General features: G+C 71.5%; 17 protein-coding genes. 10 read left to right on the top strand and 7 right to left on the bottom strand.

The window, feature by feature from the left end:
- Positions 1–149 precede the first annotated feature (149 nt).
- Both ACKUU6_RS08305 and ACKUU6_RS08310 read left to right on the top strand, forming a co-directional pair.
- Entirely contained in the window at positions 150–1,427 is a 1,278-nt protein-coding gene (locus ACKUU6_RS08305) for a cytochrome P450 (protein WP_407987829.1), read from the top strand.
- A 197-nt stretch (positions 1,428–1,624) separates the two neighbouring features.
- Positions 1,625–2,656: a hypothetical protein gene (locus ACKUU6_RS08310; protein WP_407987830.1), complete on the top strand. Its 1,032-nt coding sequence runs from the start codon at positions 1,625–1,627 to the stop codon at positions 2,654–2,656.
- Positions 2,657–2,755: 99 nt separating this feature from the next.
- Here the strand turns inward: ACKUU6_RS08310 and ACKUU6_RS08315 are convergent, their stop codons facing one another.
- Positions 2,756–3,376: a TetR/AcrR family transcriptional regulator gene (locus ACKUU6_RS08315; protein ID WP_407987831.1), complete on the bottom strand. Its 621-nt coding sequence runs from the start codon at positions 3,374–3,376 to the stop codon at positions 2,756–2,758.
- A gap of 187 nt (positions 3,377–3,563) precedes the next feature.
- Here ACKUU6_RS08315 and ligA point away from each other — a divergent pair, with 187 nt between their 5' ends.
- Complete coding sequence (gene ligA / locus ACKUU6_RS08320) at positions 3,564–5,585, top strand: NAD-dependent DNA ligase LigA (protein ID WP_407987832.1); 2,022 nt, start codon at positions 3,564–3,566, stop codon at positions 5,583–5,585.
- 79 nt (positions 5,586–5,664) lie between these two features.
- Here the strand turns inward: ligA and ACKUU6_RS08325 are convergent, their stop codons facing one another.
- Together ACKUU6_RS08325 and ACKUU6_RS08330 are read right to left on the bottom strand one after the other, a co-directional pair.
- A complete protein-coding gene (locus ACKUU6_RS08325; RefSeq protein WP_407987833.1) occupies positions 5,665–6,729 on the bottom strand; it encodes a cobalamin-independent methionine synthase II family protein in 1,065 nt (354 codons plus the stop codon).
- 110 nt (positions 6,730–6,839) lie between these two features.
- The gene (locus ACKUU6_RS08330) at positions 6,840–7,235 is read right to left on the bottom strand and encodes a cupin domain-containing protein (RefSeq protein ID WP_407987834.1); all 396 of its coding nucleotides are present in this window, start codon (positions 7,233–7,235) and stop codon (positions 6,840–6,842) included.
- A gap of 52 nt (positions 7,236–7,287) precedes the next feature.
- On the opposite strand from ACKUU6_RS08330, the gene ACKUU6_RS08335 reads away from it, so the two are divergent.
- Entirely contained in the window at positions 7,288–8,268 is a 981-nt protein-coding gene (locus ACKUU6_RS08335) for a helix-turn-helix domain-containing protein (RefSeq protein ID WP_407987835.1), read from the top strand.
- A gap of 67 nt (positions 8,269–8,335) precedes the next feature.
- Here the strand turns inward: ACKUU6_RS08335 and ACKUU6_RS08340 are convergent, their stop codons facing one another.
- A complete protein-coding gene (locus ACKUU6_RS08340; RefSeq protein ID WP_407987836.1) occupies positions 8,336–9,538 on the bottom strand; it encodes an FUSC family protein in 1,203 nt (400 codons plus the stop codon).
- 89 nt (positions 9,539–9,627) lie between these two features.
- Here ACKUU6_RS08340 and ACKUU6_RS08345 point away from each other — a divergent pair, with 89 nt between their 5' ends.
- Complete coding sequence (locus tag ACKUU6_RS08345; RefSeq protein WP_407987837.1) at positions 9,628–10,809, top strand: aminotransferase class V-fold PLP-dependent enzyme; 1,182 nt, start codon at positions 9,628–9,630, stop codon at positions 10,807–10,809.
- Between the two features lie 50 nt (positions 10,810–10,859).
- Positions 10,860–11,357: a VOC family protein gene (locus tag ACKUU6_RS08350; protein WP_407987838.1), complete on the top strand. Its 498-nt coding sequence runs from the start codon at positions 10,860–10,862 to the stop codon at positions 11,355–11,357.
- Here the strand turns inward: ACKUU6_RS08350 and ACKUU6_RS08355 are convergent.
- Positions 11,342–11,809: an OsmC family protein gene (locus ACKUU6_RS08355; RefSeq protein WP_407987839.1), complete on the bottom strand. Its 468-nt coding sequence runs from the start codon at positions 11,807–11,809 to the stop codon at positions 11,342–11,344. The genes ACKUU6_RS08350 and ACKUU6_RS08355 overlap by 16 nt on opposite strands.
- Before the next feature lie 67 nt (positions 11,810–11,876).
- A complete protein-coding gene (locus ACKUU6_RS08360) occupies positions 11,877–12,530 on the bottom strand; it encodes a TetR/AcrR family transcriptional regulator (protein ID WP_407987840.1) in 654 nt (217 codons plus the stop codon).
- Positions 12,531–12,647: 117 nt separating this feature from the next.
- On the opposite strand from ACKUU6_RS08360, the gene ACKUU6_RS08365 reads away from it, so the two are divergent.
- The 4 genes from ACKUU6_RS08365 (at position 12,648) to ACKUU6_RS08380 (ending at position 16,620) form a co-directional block, all read left to right on the top strand.
- A complete protein-coding gene (locus tag ACKUU6_RS08365; RefSeq protein ID WP_407987841.1) occupies positions 12,648–14,225 on the top strand; it encodes a cytochrome b in 1,578 nt (525 codons plus the stop codon).
- A 1-nt stretch (position 14,226) separates the two neighbouring features.
- On the top strand, positions 14,227–14,670 hold the full coding sequence (locus tag ACKUU6_RS08370; RefSeq protein ID WP_407987842.1) for a PPOX class F420-dependent oxidoreductase: 444 nt from the start codon (positions 14,227–14,229) through the stop codon (positions 14,668–14,670).
- Positions 14,671–14,734: 64 nt separating this feature from the next.
- The gene (locus tag ACKUU6_RS08375) at positions 14,735–15,394 is read left to right on the top strand and encodes a hypothetical protein (protein ID WP_407987843.1); all 660 of its coding nucleotides are present in this window, start codon (positions 14,735–14,737) and stop codon (positions 15,392–15,394) included.
- Between the two features lie 179 nt (positions 15,395–15,573).
- Entirely contained in the window at positions 15,574–16,620 is a 1,047-nt protein-coding gene (locus ACKUU6_RS08380) for a type III polyketide synthase (protein ID WP_407987844.1), read from the top strand.
- A 10-nt stretch (positions 16,621–16,630) separates the two neighbouring features.
- Here the strand turns inward: ACKUU6_RS08380 and ACKUU6_RS08385 are convergent, their stop codons facing one another.
- Positions 16,631–18,265 carry an amidohydrolase gene (locus ACKUU6_RS08385; protein ID WP_407987845.1) on the bottom strand — a complete coding sequence of 545 codons (1,635 nt, stop codon included), beginning with the start codon at positions 18,263–18,265 and terminating at the stop codon, positions 16,631–16,633.
- Positions 18,266–18,274 lie beyond the last annotated feature (9 nt).

Here is an 18,274-nt window from a genome sequence, read left to right on the forward strand (position 1 = left end):
CCTGACAGCTCCCGTGGAACCCCTAACGGCCATCCGGCTGTCATACGTACGACCGTCTCTGGATACGCTGATGCCCGCCGCCGCGCACGGCTGTTCGACGACCCCTTGGCCAGTCGGCCTCCTGCCCGGATTGGAGCACCCAAGTGCTGATGACCAAACTCCGTTCCCGTGCGACCAGTTGGATCGGGCGCCGGTACCTCGCCCGCACCGCTCGGAACGGTTTCGACCTCTCCGACGTGTCATTCCTGCCCGATTCCGTCCTGATGCCCCTCAAACGGGACGGACTGGACCCGGTCCCGGCGATGGCCACGACCCGGGCGGCCGCGCCGATCAGCCGGGTGCCGCTGCCGTTCGGCTTCAACGCCTGGCTGGTCACCGGCTACGACGAGGTCAAGCAGGTGCTCGGTCGGCCGAGCGGTTTCAGCAGCGACTTCGCCAACCTGATCGGGAACGCCGGGGTGACCGAGGGTCAGAACCCCGGTGGCCTGGGTTTCAGCGATCCGCCGGTGCACACCCGGCTGCGCAAGCGGCTGACCCCCGAGTTCACCATGCGCAGGCTCAGCCGGCTCGGCCCGAGGATCGACGCCCTGGTCACCGAGCAGCTCAACCAGATGGCCGCCGCCGGCCCCGGCCCGGTCGACCTGGTGGAGCACTACGCACTGCCGATCCCCTCGCTGACCATCTGCGAGCTGCTCGGCATACCGTACGAGGACCGCGAGGACTTCCAGCGGCTCGGCACGGCCAGGTTCGACCTGTTCGCCGGGGCGGGCACCCCGTTCGGCGCGATCACCGAGTCGCTGGCCTACCTGCAGGAGGTCGTGCAGCGCCAGCGGGTCGAGCCCGGCGACGGCCTGCTGGGCATGCTGATCAGGGAGTACGGCGACGACATCGACGACCAGGAGCTGGCCGGTCTGGCCGACGGCGTGCTGACCGGTGGCTTCGAGACCACCGCGAGCATGCTGGCGCTCGGTTCGCTGGTGCTGCTCCAGGACCCGGCGGCGTTCGCCCGGGTCCGGGACGACGACGCCGCGACCGCTCCGTTCGTGGACGAGCTGCTGCGCTACCTGACCGTCGTTCAGATGGCCTTCCCGCGCTTCGCCCGCGAGGACATGGAGATCGCCGGCACCCGGATCTCGGCGGGCGACGTGGTGCTCTGCTCGCTCAGCGGCGCCAACCGGGACAGCGTCTTCGGTGCCGATCCCGAGCGCTTCGACGGCGACCGTCAGGGCCCCTCCCACCTCGCCTTCGGGTACGGCATGCACCGCTGCATCGGCGCCGAGCTGGCCAAGATGGAGCTGCGCGCCGCCTTCCCCGCCCTGGTCCGACGGTTCCCCGACCTCCGTCTCGCGGTCCCCCCGGAGGAGCTGGCCTTCCGCAAGCTCTCAATCGTGTACGGCGTCGAGTCGCTGCCCGTCCTGGTGCGGTAGAGCTGGTCGGACAGGGGGCGGATAGGGGTGGGGCAGGACCGTCAACGGCACTAGTTTCGTGGCAAGTTCGATGCTGGGGGCACCCGTCCCCGGACGAACCCAGTGCGGCGGCGTCGTCGATCCTGCCCAGTTTCCCGTCTCGCCGTCGGGCGCTCGTGTGGTCCGTGCACGCCTGTCCCACCAGGAGACGAAGAAACATGACCGACACTGAGATCAGCCGCCGCGGCGTGCTCGGGGCCGCAGTGGTCGCGGCCGCCGCCACGGCCGGTCTGGCACCCTCGGCCCAGGCCGCCACCGAGACGGCCGCCTGCCCCTACCCCGGCGTCATCACCGGCCACGCCGACTCCCTGCACCCGGAGGGCATGGTCTGGGACCCCCGGCGCAAGGCCATCCTGCTGAGCTCGACCCGGCACGGCACCGCCTCGATCCTCAACTCCGACGGCTCGGTGACCACGCTGGTCGGCAGCCCCGACCCGAAGATCGTCTCGACCGTCGGCATAGCCGTCGACGTGCACCGCGACCGGCTGCTGCTCGGCTACCACGATCTCGGCCTCGGCACCCGCTCCACCCCGGAGACCTACCTCAAGGAGTCCGGGCTCGGCGTGTTCGAGCTGAGCACCGGCCGTCAGCTGTTCCTGGTGGACCTCAGCCTCGGCGACGAGCCGATGCACGCCGCCGACCGCGTCGCCGTCGACAAGGACGGCACCGCGTACGTCAGCGACCCCGCCGCCAACAAGATCTACAAGGTCACCACCGAAGGCCACGCCTCAGTCTTCGCCGACACCTCGGTGATCTCCCCCGGCTGGCAGCTGGGCACCGGCGCCGGCGTGATCGGCCTGCTGCTGCACCCGGCCGGCTTCCTGCTGACCCTGCAGTACAGCACCGGCCAGCTGGTCCGGATCCCGCTGAACGCTCCGCAGCAGGCCCACCCGGTCACCCTGGACCGTCCGATCATCGGCGGTGACTCGATCGCCCTGCGCCCGGACGGCACCTTGCTCGTGGTCAGCAACAACCTGGCCAACCCCGAGGGCGTCGACGCGGTCATCGTGCTCCGTCCGACCGACCGCACCTGGTCGACCGCGCACGAGATCCAGCGGGTCGAACCGTGGGCCGAGCGGCTGCCCACCGACGTGCTGGTCACCCCGCACGGGGACTACACGCTGAGTGGCCGTCCTGACCTGCTCTTCAAGGGCGAAACCACGGACGATTTCGCCCTCCGCCGTATCTGACGCAGACCTTAGGAACAGCTCGGAAAAAACCGGACCGGCGGTCGAGGAATTCCTCGACCGCCGGTCATTTCGGCATTCTCCGAATTGTCCTGATGGAACTCAGACCTGGACGGCCTGCGGCTCCGGGAGAAGGGCCGTGTGCCAGTTCACCATCGTGCGCAGCGCCAGGGTCAGATCACGCGCGGTGGGAGCCCGGTCGGGATCCACCAGCAGCTGGGCCATCACGCCCGTGGCCAGTGCCTGGTAGAACGAACCGATCGCGTTCTGCCGCTCCTCGTCCAGCGGCTCGGCACTCTCGCCGGCGATGCTCTGGAACAGTTCGGCCATCGACTCGCGCCCCTGCTGGATACCGTCCGCCAGCGCCGCCCGAAGCTCGGGCACCCTGTCCACTTGGGCGAACACCTCGAAGCTGGCCAGCAGCAGCTGGCGGCGGGTGGCGTACTTCTCGACGATCTGGCCCCAGGCGGCCTCGAACCGCTCCATCGGGTCGGCACCGGGCCGCGGGTCCTCGACCGAGGTCGGCTGATACTCCCCGCCGGTGTCGTCCAGCGCCTCCAGGAGGGCCGCGTTGAGCAGCGCCTCCTTCGATCCGTAGTGATAACCGATGGACGCCAGATTGGCTCCGGAAGCCGCGACGATGTCCCGAGTGGTCGTACGGCCGTAACCCTTTTCGATAAGGCACCGCTTGGCGCCTTCCAGCAGGTCCTCACGATGTCCCATGCAAGAACTGTACCCGACGGAAAAGGGATCATTAATACACTTGACCGACCTTTGACCAATAGCTGGGAATCGACCCCTGTCAAGGGGTGAAAAGAGAGGGGTTGACTCTGCTATTCCACTACGGAGAGTCACCGGAAGGCGGTCCGGGCATCCCGCCGATGTCAGTGCCGGGCGAGATGATGTGGGTATGACGGACGCAGCCACTCTCGCCTCGCCTGCCGCCTACTCCGACGCCGTGGACACGGTCGTCCGGGCGGCCGCGGCATACTACGACGACGGCTCGACCCCCCTGGGCGACGACGAGTACGACGCCCTGGTGCGGGCCATCGAGGCGTACGAACTCGCCCACCCGGCTGAGGTGTTGGCGCACTCCCCGACCGGCAAGGTGGCGGGCGGCGCGGCCGGTGGCGACGTCCCGCACTCGGTGCCGATGCTCTCGCTGGACAACGTCTTCTCCGCCGAGGAGTACGCCGCCTGGGCGGCCGGTCTGGAGCGCCGGCTGGGGCGCCCGGTGGACGGCTGGTGCGTGGAGCCGAAGCTGGACGGCCTGGCGGTGGCCGCCCGTTACCGCGCCGGGCGGCTGGTCCAGCTGCTCACCCGGGGCGACGGCCTGGCGGGCGAGGACATCACCCACTCCGCCGAGGCCGTGCTCGGCCTGCCGGCCACCCTGGCCGAGCCGCTCGACCTCGAGCTGCGCGGTGAAGTCCTGCTCACCCACGAGCAGTTCGAGCTGGCCAACGAGACCCGCACCGCGCACGGCGGCACCCCGTTCGCCCACCCGCGCAGCGGCGCGGCCGGCACCCTGCGGGCCAAGGACCGGCCGTACCGGGTCGAGCTGACCATGTTCGCGTATGACGCCGTCGGGCTCGACGGTCTCGGCCACGGCGAGCTGCTGGCCCGGATCGCCGAGCTGGGCGCGCACACCGCCGCGGGCACAGCCGCCGAGCCCAGGCGGTGCGCCACGGTCGAGGAGGTGCAGCAGCGGATCGACGAGATCGCCGCGCTCCGGGCGGTGCTGCCGTTCGGCATCGACGGCGTGGTGGTCAAGGCGGACTCCGCCGCCGACCGGCAGCAGGCCGGGTCGGGCTCCCGGGCGCCCCGCTGGGCGGTGGCCCGCAAGCTGCCCGCCCAGCACAAGGTCACCCGCCTGCTGGAGGTGGAATGGAACGTCGGCCGGACGGGCATCATCGCCCCCCGCGCCGTGCTGGAGCCGGTCCTGATCGACGGCGTCACGGTCACCTACGCGACCCTGCACAACCCCGCCGACATCACCCGGCGCGGGTTGATGACGGGCGACCAGGTTTTCGTCTACCGGGCCGGTGACGTGATCCCCCGGGTCGAGGCACCGCTGGTCGAGCAGCGCACCGGCGCCGAGCAGCCGATCGTCTTCCCCGAGGTCTGTCCCCGCTGCGGCGGCCCCATCGACACCACCGAGCAGCGCTGGCGCTGCGTGCAGGGCCGCGGCTGCCAGGCGGTCGCCTCGATCCGGTACGCCGCCGCCCGTGACCAGCTCGACATCGCGGGCCTCGGCGGCACCCGGGCGGTCCAGCTGGTCGATTCCGGTCTGGTCGCCGACCTCGCCGACCTGTTCACCCTGACCAGGGATCAGCTGCTCACCCTGGAGCGAATGGGCGACACCAGTGCCGACAACCTGCTCGCCGCGTTGGAGATTGCCCGTCACCAGCCGCTGCACCGGGTGTTCTGCGCACTCGGCGTCCGGGGCACCGGCCGGACCATGTCGCGCCGGATCGCCGCCCACTTCGGCAGTATGGCCGCGATCCGGGCGGCCGACCAGGACACCCTGGCCGGGGTGCCCGGCATCGGCACCGAGAAGGCCCGGGTGATCGTCGCCGAGCTGGCCGAACTCGGCCCACTGCTGGACAAGTTGATCGACCAGCAGGTCGGCGTCGCGGAGACCGAGCCGACCGCGGTCGCCGCCCCCGCCACCTCGACGGGCCCGCTGACCGGCCAGGCCGTGGTGGTCACCGGCTCCATGACCGGCGCCCTGGCCGAACTCTCCCGCAACGAGATGAACGAGCTGATCGAGCGCGCCGGTGGCAAGGCCTCCTCCTCGGTCTCCAAGCGCACCACGCTGCTGGTCGCCGGCGAGAAGGCCGGCTCCAAGCGCACCAAGGCCGAGGAGCTGGGCGTCCGAATCATCACCCCGGACGAGTTCGCCGCCCTGGTGGCCGAGCAGCTGAGCGCCTGACCCGGCCTGCCCCGGGCTCCGAACCAGGCGGCGGTGGCCCACCCGAAGAAGCGGGCCACCGCCGAACACCCGGCAGCCGTCAGAGGCCGAGCGCCTCGGCCGCCAGCGCGGTCCCCTGCACCCGAGCCCCGATCTTGGCGAACGCCAGCTCACGCGAGGTCGAGGTGTCGTCGGCGAACGGCGCGAAGCCACAGTCGTCGGTGGTACCCAGCTGGTCCACCGGGATGTAGCGGGCAGCCAGCAGCACCCGGTCGCGGATCTCCTCCGGGGTCTCCACCCGGGGGTCGATCGGGTCGGTGACCCCGACGAACACCCGGATACCGGGCCGGAGTTGGTCGGCGATGATGCCGAGCACCCGCTCCGGGTCGGCCTCACTGGCCAGCTGCACGTAGAAGTTGCCGACCTGCAACTGGAACAGCTTGGGCAGCAGCCCGGCGTAGTCGATGTCCAGGCTGTGGGTGGAGTCGTGGTCCCCGCCCGGGCAGGTGTGCACGCCCAGCCGCGACCGCTGCTCGGCGTCGAACCGGCCGAGCACCTCGTTGTTGAGCGCGATGAACTGGTCCAGCACGCCCCCGGACGGGTCGAGCTTGAGCGACAACCGACCCTCGGTGAAGTCGAGTTGGACGGCGTGCGCCCCCGCGTCCAGGCAGCCCCGGATGTCGGCCTCGGCCTCGTCCGCCAGATCGCGCAGGAACGCCTCCCGCGAGTACCCGGCGATCGCGTCGGCCGGGTAGAGCAGGCTGAGCGCGGACGGTGCGATCACCGCCTGCTTGACCGGGAGGCCGGTGTGCCGCCGGGCGTCCCGCAGGAAACTGTGCGCGGCGACCTGGTACCGGAACGGCCCGGCGGTCAGCACGGGCAGCTGCCGGGTGTGGCCGTCGGCGAACGGGATGACGGCACCACCCGGGTCGAGGCTGGTCAACCCCGCCAGGGGGTAGGTGACGAAGCTGGGCTTGGCCTGCTCCCCGTCCACCAGGACGGTGCAGCCCAACTTCTCCAGGGCGGCCAGGGTTTCGGCCGTCGCCTGCTCCTGGAGCTTCGTCAGGTCTGCCTCGCTCAGCCGCCCTTCGGCGTGCTGGGCCAGGGCTTCTTGCAGGACGCGCGGGCGCGGGATGCTACCGATCGGCTCCGTGGGGATACTCATGGTGACGACGGTAGGAAGCAGCGCCGTTCCGCGCAACCAGGCATGGGTGCCACGGACCGAAGTTTACCGGTCGGTGTCGGCCCCGGCGCGGAGTTGACCCGCCCTCGGCGTCACGGGGTGATCGGGTGTCCGGTGGTGGCGTCCACGTGCCCGGGGATCTCCCCGTGCCGGTCGCCGACCGTCGAGGTGCCGGTGGGTTCGAACATCAGGATCGAGGCACCCGTGGGCGCGGTCGGCCGGTGCTCGACACCCCGGGGGACGGTGAAGACCGCGCCCTTCGACAGGATCACGGTGCGCTCACCGGCAGGCTCGCGCAGCGAGATCCGCAACTCCCCTTCGAGCACCAGGAAGAACTCGTCGGTGTCGTCGTGCGCGTGCCAGAGGTGCTCGCCCCGCACCTTGGCGATGCGGACGTCGTAGTCGTTGACGCGGGTGACGATCCGGGGGCTCCAGAGCACGTCGAAGGAGGCCAGAGCGGTGTCGAGGGAGATCGGTGCGGTGGTCATGCGTTCATCCTGGTCCTTGGCTGACCGGCCGGGTGAGTGCTAGGAATCGCAGATGCCGCATGAATCCTCGCAGTCCCGTCCGCACCGGGTGGTCGTCGTCGTGGACGAGAACTCCAACCCGTTCGAGCTCGGCTGCGCCACCGAAGTGTTCGGCCTCCACCGGCCGGAGATCGGTTACCCGCTCTACGAGTTCGAGCTCTGCTCGCCCGAGCCGGGCACGCTGATGCGGGACGGGTTCTTCACCCTCACCGGCGTGGCCGGGCTCGAGGCCGCCGAGACGGCGGACACCCTGATCGTCCCCAATCGGCCGGACACGGACGTGCCGCGCCGCCCGGCCGTACTCGCCGCCGTCCGACGGGCGCACGCCCGGGGCGCGCGGCTGGTCGGCTTCTGCAGCGGCGCGTTCACACTGGCCGAGGCGGGCGTCCTGGACGGGCGCCGGGCCACCGCGCACTGGCAGTGGGCCGACTCCTTCCGGGCCCGGTTCCCGGCCGTCCGGTTGGAGGCCGACGTGCTGTTCGTGGACGACGGCGACATCCTCACCTCGGCGGGCAGCGCGGCCGCCCTCGACCTCGGTCTGCACCTGGTCCGGCGGGACCACGGCGCCGAGGTCGCCAACTCGGTCAGCCGCCGGTTGGTCTTCGCGGCCCACCGGGACGGCGGCCAGCGGCAGTTCGTCGAACGGCCGGTCCCCGCCCTGCCGGATGAGTCGCTGGCTCCCGTCCTGGCCTGGGCGCAGGAGCGGCTGGACGAGCCCCTGACCGTGGCCGACCTCGCGGCCCGCGCGGCGGTCAGCCCGGCCACCCTGCACCGGCGTTTCCGCACCGAGGTCGGCACCACGCCACTGGTCTGGCTCACCGGTGAACGCCTCACCCTCGCCCGTCGGCTGATCGAACGCGGCGAGACCGGCTTCGACGCGGTGGCCCGCCACAGCGGCTTGGGCACCGCCGCCAACCTGCGAACGCTGCTCCGCCGCGAGACCGGCCTTACCCCGCAGGCCTACCGCCGCCGCTTCGGGCCGACCCCGCCCTGAGCTGCGCGCGGACGCTCATCCCCGGCCTCAGCTCCAGGCATCCGCGGTCTCAGCTCCAGGCGGACGGTCATCCCCGGACCAGCCTGCGCAGCCGGTACAGCACCGTGAACCGCTCGTTCCTGGCCACGGTGGCCCGGTCCAGCTCCTCCATCAACCGGCGGGACCGGTGTTCGAGGTCCAGCTCGTCCAGGATCCGGTCCAGTTCGGCGAGCAGCGAACCGTGCAGCTGCCAGGCGTCCGGCTCCTGCCGCACCTGGTCCAGCAGCAGCCTGGCGAGGTTCTCCCGGCTGGCCAGGGCCGCGCTGAGCTCGCCGGCCAGCCGCTCTTCCGCCGCCTCCGCGTTGCGGCTGACCTGGGTGGTGACCAGCACCGAGAAGCTGACCAGGGCGCCTCCGACGTGGGCGAGCAGCTCCTCCAACGCGAGCGCGACGTCCGGCGGGAAGAGCCGTTCGTCGCCGGTGCGGCGCTTGGCCAGGTCGGTGAACGAACGGGCCAGCACCCGGATCACCACCACGCAGATCTCCAGGGTGTCCAACCCCGTACGCAGCACCAGCCGGGAGAGCATCCCCTCGGAGATCCGGGGGTTGAACCGCAGGCTGTCCTCGGCCTGTCGCAGCGCGGCGTCCACCTCGGCGATCGCCTGGTCCAGCCCACGTGCCTCGTGCAGTCGGGCGGCGGCCAGCTCCACCTCGGTCGGGCCGTGCAGCTGTTCGGCGAGCCGCAGCAGTAGGTGGCGGGCCCGGCGCGCCAGGTCCTCGATCGACTCCCCTGCGGTGTCCAGCCAGACCGGCGGCGCGAACAGCAGGTTGAACAGCAGGCCGACCCCGGCGCCGATCAGGGTCTCCAGCACCCGGTCCCAGGCCTGGTTGGCGAGTCTGGTCACCCCCAGCACCAGCATCGCGCTGATCGCCACCTCGTTGACGAACTCGTCCACCCGGACGAACTGGCCGACCGTCAGCGAGGCCAGGATGATCAACCCGAGGCTCCACCAGCTGAGTCCCATCACGGCGCTGAAGCCGATCGCGATCAGCACGCCCACCACCACCGAGTTGACCCTGCGGATGCTGGTGGTCAGCGTCGAGTAGACGGTCACCTGGACCACCAGCAGAGCGGTCAACGGCGCGGTGAGCGGCGCCGGCTCGGTGCTCAGCTGCACGGCCACGGCGTAGGCGAGCGTCGAGGCGAGGGTGGCCCGGACGGTCAGGTGGACCACCGGGTCGCGGAGGTACCGGCGTACGTTCGCGGACAGTGTCGCTCGCATCTCGGACATTCTCCCCGCCTGCCCCCGATTCCCGGCGACAGACGCGCAGCAACCGCCCTCTAGGGTGAGCAGCACTGGTGGACCACAGGGAGGCGACAGTGCCGATCGACGTCGAACGGGCCCGGCGGGACACGGCGGGCTGCACGGCCGTGACCCATCTCAACAACGCCGGTGCCTCTCTGCCGCCGCGTCAGGTGGTGGACGCGGTGGTGCGGCACCTGCGGCTGGAGGAGGCGAACGGCGGCTACGAGGCCGCGATCACCGAGACCGACCGGATCGAACACGTCTACGGCGCGGTGGCGCGCCTGATCGGCGCGGGCCCGCAGGAGATCGCCCTCCAGGAGAACGCCACCCGGGCCTGGGACATGGCGTTCTACGGGCTGCGCTGGCAGCCGGGCGACCGGATCCTGACCTGCCGGTCCGAGTACGCGAGCAACGCGATCGCCTATCTGCAGACGGCCCGCCGGTACGGCGTCCGGATCGAGGTGGTGCCGGACGACGACCACGGGCAGATCTCCGTTCCCGCCCTGCGCGACCTGATCGACGAGCGGGTGAAGCTGATCGGCATCACCCACGTCCCGACCCAGGGCGGCCTGGTCAACCCGGCGGCCGAGGTCGGGCGGGTGGCCCGGGCGGCCGGCGTCCCCTACCTGCTGGACGCCTGCCAGTCGGTCGGTCAACTGCCGGTCGATGTCCACGAGATCGACTGCGACCTGCTCACCGCCACCGGCCGCAAGTACCTGCGCGGCCCGCGTGGCACCGGCTTCCTGTACTGCTCGGACCGGCTGCTGGAGCGGCTGGAACCACCGTTCCTGGATCTCCGCTCGGCGGTCTGGAGCGGGCCGGACTCCTACCGGATCCGGCCCGACGCCCGCCGGTTCGAGAGCTGGGAGAACGGCGTGGCGGGCCGGATCGGGCTCGGCGTGGCGGTCGACTACGCACTCGACCTCGGACTGCCCGCGATCGAGCAGCGGGTCACCGCGCTGGCGGACGGGCTGCGCGACCGGCTCCGGGCCCTGCCCGGTGTACGGGTGCACGACCGGGGGGCGCGGCGGTGCGGGATCGTCAGTCTGACCGTCGCCGGCCACGATCCTGCCGAACTGGTCGAGGAGCTGAGGGCCCGCCGGATCAACCTCTCGGTGTCGGCGGTCGGCTCGGCCCGCTGGGACCTGGCCGAACGGGACCTGGAGTCGGTGGTGCGCGCCTCGGTCCACTACTACAACACCGAGGAGGAACTCGACCGCCTGTGCGCCGCCCTGCCGGCGCCCCGGCCGAACTGACCTCCGCGCGCCGTCCGCCGGGAGGTGCGGACCCGGTCCTATGCTCCGGTATGAGCACTGACGACATGCGCCCCGACGACCGCCTCACCACCTGTCTGTGGTTCGACGGCCAGGCCGAGGAGGCCGCCGAGCACTACCTGTCGATCTTCCGGAACTCCCGCCGCGGCCGGACCAGCTACTACACCGAGGCCGGTCCCGGCCCGGCCGGTTCGGTGGTGGTGGTCGAGTTCGAGCTGAACGGCCAGAAGTTCGTCGGTCTGAACGGCGGGCCCGAGTTCACCTTCAACGAGGCGGTCTCGTTCCAGATCCCGTGCGCCGACCAGGCGGAGATCGACTACTACTGGGACCGGCTCACCGCGGGCGGCCGCGGCGTGGCCTGCGGCTGGCTGAAGGACCGGTACGGGGTCTCCTGGCAGGTGGTGCCGACCGCCCTGATCGACATGATCAGCGACCCGGACCCGGAGAAGGCCCGACGCACCAGCGAGGCGATGCTCCGGATGGTCAAGTTCGACCTCGCCACCCTGGAGCGGGTCTACGTGGGCGAGTGACCCGGGCGCGGCGCGGCGGCGACGATCGGGGTGCCGCCGCCGACCGCCCGGGTCACCGGGGTGCGTTCGGCGATGTCGAGCAGCCGGGCGCGCTGGACCTCGTCCAGGTCGCCGACCAGGTCGATCCGGCGGGTGATCCGCACTGCCTTCTCCGGGCCCTTCTCGTAGCCGAGGTGGACCCGGACGGTCTCCAGCGGCCACTGCTTGCGCTGCGCGTACATCCGCAGCGTGATCGCCGTGCAGGAGCCGAGCGCCGACAGCAGCAGCCCGACCGGCGTGCTCGCGGTGTCCGCGCCGCCCGCCGACTCCGGCTCGTCGGCGGCGAGTTGGTGCCGTCCGGCGCGGATCTCCACCCGGTAGTCCGCGCCGGTACTGGTCGCCACGGCCGCCGCCGACCTGACGTACTCGACGCTCTCGGCCATCTCTCCCCCTGCTACCGGTGTGCTGATCATGCCGCCGACCCTACCCGGGTGCTCCGCTGACGCACGATCCCTCCCGCGACCCCGAGTGCGGGCACGGTCACCCCTCGGCCTCCCAGAGCCCGGCGAAGAGCTGGTCCAACTGCTCCTCGCCGACCGGTGGTTCGGCCACCGGCTCGGTGGCCCGGGTTCGGAAGCCGGCCAGCAGCAGAGCCAGGTAGCGCCGCCACAGGCCGGGGCGCAGGTCGTCGGCGGCCGGTACAGCCCGGCAGAGCGGGCCGAGCAGGAAGAGCAGGTCCATCGGGACCACGTCCAGCCGCATGGTGCCCTGCTTCTGCGCCCGGACCATCAGGGTGGTGACGGTGGCGGCGTTCCGGTGGCTCATCTCGGCCAGCGCCGGGACGCTCGGGATGGCCAGCGTCACCAGGTCGTTGAACCCCCGGTTGGCCGCGACCAGTTCGAAGATCCGGCCGAAGTACCGCTCGATCGCGGCCCAGGCGTCCTCGCTCGCGAGCGCCTGCTCGGCGGCCTCGTCCAGCACCGATCCCGCCGTGGCGAACACCTCGCCGATGAGGTCCTCCCTGGTCGGGAAGTGCCGGTAGAGGGTTGCGTTGCCGACGCCCGCCCGGCGGGCGATCAGGTCCAGCGGCGTGTTCAGCCCCTGCTCGGCGAAGAGCTCGGCCGCCGCCTCGACCAGCGCCTCGCGGTTGCGCCGGGCATCCCGCCGGCGGGGCGTGGCCTGCTGATCCGTCATGGGCCCACCCTAACCAATCCCTGAAACGGGGACCTCTCCCCACTACTGCTAGGGTGGCGCCCAGAAACGGGGAGCTATCCCCATTTTGGGTCACGTACTCGTGCAGGAGGGACTGCCATGACCACCCCTCAGACCTCGGGGCGCCGCACGGCGGACTGGCTGGACGGCAGGCTGGGCATCTACACGCTCGCCCGGACCAACCTGCGCAAGATCTTTCCGGACCACTGGTCCTTCATGCTCGGCGAGATCTGCCTCTACAGCTTCGTCGTCATCGTCCTGACCGGCGTCTACCTGACGCTGTTCTTCAAGCCGAGCATGGCCGAGGTGGTCTACCACGGCCCGTACACGCCACTGAACGGCATACGGATGTCGGAGGCCTACGCCTCCACCATGCACATCAGCTTCGAGGTGCGCGGCGGGCTGCTGATCCGTCAGATCCACCACTGGGCCGCGCTGGTCTTCGTCGCCGCGATGTTCGTGCACATGATGCGGGTCTTCTTCACCGGCGCGTTCCGGAAGCCGCGCGAGATCAACTGGCTGTTCGGCTTCCTGATGCTCTTCCTCGGACTGCTGGACGGCTTCTTCGGCTACTCCCTGCCCGACGACCTGCTCTCGGGCACCGGCATCCGCTTCGTCGAGGGCGTCACGCTGGCGGTGCCGCTGATCGGGACCTACGTGCAGATGTTCCTGTTCGGCGGCGAGTTCCCGGGCACCGACATCGTGCCGAGGTTCTTCACCATCCACGTGCTGCTGATCCCCGGCGTCATCGTCGGCCTGCTGGTGGCGCACCTGATCCTGGTCTTCTACCACAAGCACACCCAGTGGGCCGGCCCCGGCCGCACCGAGCGGAACGTGGTCGGTGCGCCGCTGATGCCGGTCTACCTGGCCAAGGCCGGCGGTTTCTTCTTCCTGGTCTTCGGCATCATCGCGGCGATGTCGGCCGTCGCCACCGTCAACCCGATCTGGGCGTACGGCCCGTACCGCCCCGACCAGGTCTCCACCGACGCGCAGCCAGACTGGTACATGGGCTTCGCCGAGGGCCTGATCCGGGTGATGCCAGGATGGGAGGTCGGCCTCTGGGGCCACACTCTCAACCTCGGCATCCTGATCCCCTTCCTGGCCTTCCCGCTGGTGCTGGGCGCCATCGCGGTCCACCCGTTCGTCGAGAACTGGATCACCCGGGACGGCCGCGAGCACCACCTGCTCGACCGGCCGCGCAACGCCCCCGTACGCACCGCGTTCGGCGCGGCCTGGATCAGTCTCTACCTGGTGCTGCTGGCGGGCGGCGGCAACGACCTGTTCGCCACCCACCTGCACCTCTCGCTGAACAGCATCACCCACGCGGTCCGGATCGGTGCGTTCGTGGTCCCGGTCGCGGTCTTCCTGATCACCAGGCGCTGGTGCCTCGGCCTCCAGCGTCGTGACCGGGACAAGGTGTTGCACGGCCGGGAGACGGGAATCATCAGGCGACTGCCGCACGGCGAGTACGTCGAGCTCCACGCGCCGCTGCCGCAGGCCGAGTTGCACCGTCTGACCGCGCACAAGCAGTACACCCCCGCCGAACTCCCGGCCCGAGCCGGGCGGTTGACCAGAGTCCGGGTCCGCGCCTCCCGCGCCTACCACGGACCGGCCGACCAGATCAGCCGCCCGACCGCCGAGCAGTACCGCGAGACCGCCCACACCGACGGAGCGTGAGATGAGCCGACCCAGCGACCAACTCGCTGCGAAGCGCTATCTGTTGCTCACCACCTTCGAGCCCGACGGCACCGCCGCCACCGCCACCACCTGGGTGGTTCCGGACGGCCCGGCCCTCGGCGTCTGGGCCCGGACCGACTCGGCTGCGGTCCGGCACGTCCGCAGCCACCCGGGTGTCCTGGTCGAGCCCTGCGACCAGCACGGCCGCCCGCTCGGCGGGCGGCAGCAGGCCCGCGCCGCCCTCTGCGATCCGGACACCACCGCGTGCTACCGGACCTCCCTGCTCAACAAGTACGGCCTGACGGCGATGCTCGCGCTGTTCCGCAGCCGCCTCCGCCTCGGTCTCGCCGGCACGGTCGGCATCCGGATCACCCTGACCGATCCGGACGCGGCCCTGCCGTTCGGCGCGGCCTGGACCCCGTCCCCGTGGTACAGCCTCAACTGACAGCCGGCCGCCGGGACCGAGCCCGGGGCGAGCGCTGTCGGAGCCGTACGGTTGGATGATCATCATGACCGCCAACGATGTCGCCCCGCTACTGCCCGCCCCGGACGTCCTGCGGGACCACTGCCGGGCGCTGGCCGTGCTGGACGCGATCCTCTGCCCGGAGTGGCCGGACCGCTACTTCTCCTTCGACGCCGACTGGGCACCCGGCGAGCAGCTGGCCTCCATGAGGAACGGCTCGGGCGACGAGTACTCGGTCACTTTCACCCCCGCCGGCGTCTACCTGCGTGGCTTCGACCACGAGTCCCCGATGAGCCCGTACCCGGAGGACCGCGTCTGGCCCGGCCTGCTGGACGAGGTGCCCGCCGCGCTCCGGCCCTGTGCCGAGGAGCCCGCCTTCATCGACGACGGCCTCCCGGCCGTCACCGCCGCCCTCTGGCGCCTGACCACGGACGACCAGTGGCACACCGGCACCGTCGACCTCCCGCCCGGCCACCCCGACCCCGACGGCGCCGACTGGCTCTTCCAGTCCCTCACCGACCGCTCCGCCGAGGCCTACGCCGACTTCGCCACCGACTACTACGAGGTCCCCGTCGACCTCCACGCCGTCCGCCACGTCCTCGCCCTCCGCCCCCTCACCACCGAGGTGGTCCGCACCCTCAACCCCGACCTGACCCTCGCCGACCTCACCGACGACCTCGACGAGATCGGCTACCCCACGGCCTGACCGGCCGTCAGCCCGACGGGAGCGGAAGTTACTGGTTCCTTCGTGTGCAGTTCCACCCGGCGGGCGGTGCTCGGGCCGGCCGGGGGAACGGATGTCGGCGGAGCCGGTCCGGCTCCGGGCCCGCGGCGGGTGTCCCCCCGTCCGGTGGGTCCTCGCCGAGTGAGGGGAACGTCCTGCCCATGGCCACCCTGTGCCGTCCCGCCGTTGCCGTGCCCGAGCACGTGATCACCCTGGAGGAGACGCTCGACCTGACCCGGAGCGTCCATGCCGGTCATCCCCAACTGCCGCTCGTGCTGCGGCTGATCGAGGAGGCCGGGGTACGCAGGCGGCACCTGGTGCAGCCGGTCCGGGAGACCCTGGAGCTCCGGGACCGCGAGGCGCGCGCCCGGCGCCACGAGGCGGAGGCCAGACGCCGGGTGCCCCCGGCGGTACGGGAGGCGCTGGCGCACGCACGTCTGACGCCGCAGGAGATCGACCTGATCGTCCACGTGTCGTGCACCGGCCTCCCGACGCCCTCGCCGACCGCCTGGCTGGTCAACTCGATGGGGTTCCGCCCGGACACCCGCCAGCTCCCGATCGCCCAGCTGGGCTGCGCCTCCGGCGGCGCCGCGATCAACCGGGCGCACGACTTCTGCACCGCCTACCCGAACGCCAACGCGCTCGTGGTGGCCTGCGAGTTCCGTTCGCTCGGCCACCGGCCGACCGACCCGGAGGTCGGCACGCTGGTCGCCGACGCCCTGTCCGGCGACGCGGTGGCCGCCGCCGTGGTGCGGGGCCACGGCGGTACCGGCGTCCACCTGGAGCGCAACGGCTCACACCTGATCCCGGGCACCGAGGCCGAGCAGCTCCCAGACGCCATGGAGTTGCTCGCCCCGGCCGTGGCCCAACTCGCCGACCAGCACGGCTGGAACGCCTCCGAGCTGGACTTCTACATCCTGCACGCGGACGGACCGCGCATGCTGGACGACCTCGGCGCGCACCTCCGACTCGACCCGTCCCACCTCCGGTTCAGCCGGGCCACCCTGACCGAGTACGGGAACACCGGCGGCGCCGTCGTCCTCGACGCCCTCGCCCGCTACTTCGACGAGGGCACCGCCACCGACCGGACCACCGGCCTGATCGCCGCCTTCGGCCCGGGCATCACCGCTGAGATCGCGCTCGGCCGCTGGACCGTCCCGGTCAAGCCCCAGCCCTTCGCCAAGACGCTGATCCGGAGCTGGAACTGACCGTCGGCCACTAGCTCACGTGGACCAACTTCCCTCCCACATAGGTGCGTTCCACCCGGGCGTCGGCGATCTCGTCCGCCGGGTGGGCGAACACGTCGCGGTCCAGCACCACCAGGTCGGCCAGCAGCCCCGGACGCAGGCTGCCGACCTGGTCGGTGCCGTTCACGTGGGCCGAACCCGCCGTGTAGGCGGCGAGCGCGGTGCCGAGGTCGAGGCGCTGCTCGGGCAGGAAGACCCGTCCGTCGGTGGCGCCGGGCTCGGCGCGGTTGACCGCGACGTGGATGCCCGCCAGCGGGTCGGGGCTGCTGACCGGCCAGTCGCTGCCCGCCGCCAACGTGGCTCCGGTGCGCAGCAGTTCGCCGAACGGGTACTGCCAGGCGGCGCGCTCGGGACCGAGGAACGGGATGGTGAGCTCGTCCATCTGCGGTTCGTGCGCCGCCCAGAGCGGCTGGATGTTGGCGATCGCGCCCAGCCGTGCGAACCGGCCGAGGTCCTCGGGGTGCACCACCTGGAGGTGGGCCAGGTGGTGCCGGTTGCCGCGCTGGCCGTTGGCCGCGAGGGCGCTCTCGACGGCATTCAGGGCCTCCCGGACCGCCCGGTCGCCGAGGGCGTGGAAGTGCACCTGGAAGTCGAGCGCGTCGAGTGCGGTGACGTACCCGCCGAGCAACGCAGGATCGACGAAGCTGAGCCCCGAGTTGGCGGTGGCGCAGCCGCAGCCGTCCAGGTAGGGGGTGGTCATCGCGGCGGTGAAGTTCTCCGCGATGCCGTCCTGCATGATCTTCACCGAGCCGGCCCGGAACCGTCCGTACGACAACTCCGTACGCCGGGAGACCAGTTCGGGAATCTGCTCGGCACCCCGGTCCCGGTCCCACCAGAGGGCGCCGGTCACCCGGGCGGTGAGGGTGCCAGCCCGGGCGGCGGCCAGGTAGGCGTCGGAGGGGTCGGGCTGACCGTTGAAGACGCCGAGCAACGCGTCCTGCCAGCCGGTGATGCCGAGCGAGTGCAGCAGCCGCTGGGCCCGGAGCAGCCCGGCCAGCCGGTCGGCCGCCGTGGTCGGCGGCACCAGCCGGGCGACCAGCGCGGTGGCACCCTCCTGGAGGACGCCGCTGGGCGTGCCGTCCGGCTCGCGCTCGATCCGGCCGTCGGCCGGGTCCGGGGTGTCCCGGGTCAGCCCGGCCAGCTCCAGCGCCCGGGTGTTGGCCCAGGCGCCGTGGTGGTCGCGGTTGACCAGGTAGACCGGGCGGTCGGCGACCACCGAGTCGAGCAACTGCCTGGTGGGGAGCCCGCCTTCGAAGCTCTCCAGGGACCAGCCGCTACCGGTGATCCACTCCCGGTCCGGATGGGCGTCGGCGAAGACCCGGATCCGGTCCAGGTAGTCGTCCGCGCCGACCGTCCCGGTCAGGTCGCACTCGGCCAGTTCCACGCCGCCGTACACGGCGTGGATGTGCGAGTCCTGGAAGCCCGGAACCAGCAACCTGCCCTTCAGGTCCACCACTTCGGTGCCGGGACCGATCAGCTCACGGATCTCGTGGTGGCCGACGGCGGTGATCCGCTCGCCGGTGACGGCCAGGGCGGTGGCCCGGGTCCGGGCGGCGTCGGCGGTGAACACCGGTCCGCCGGTGAAGACCAGGTCGGCGTGGTTCATGGGTACGTC

Source organism: Kitasatospora sp. CMC57 (genome assembly GCF_045866025.2).
Lineage (GTDB): Bacteria > Actinomycetota > Actinomycetes > Streptomycetales > Streptomycetaceae > Kitasatospora.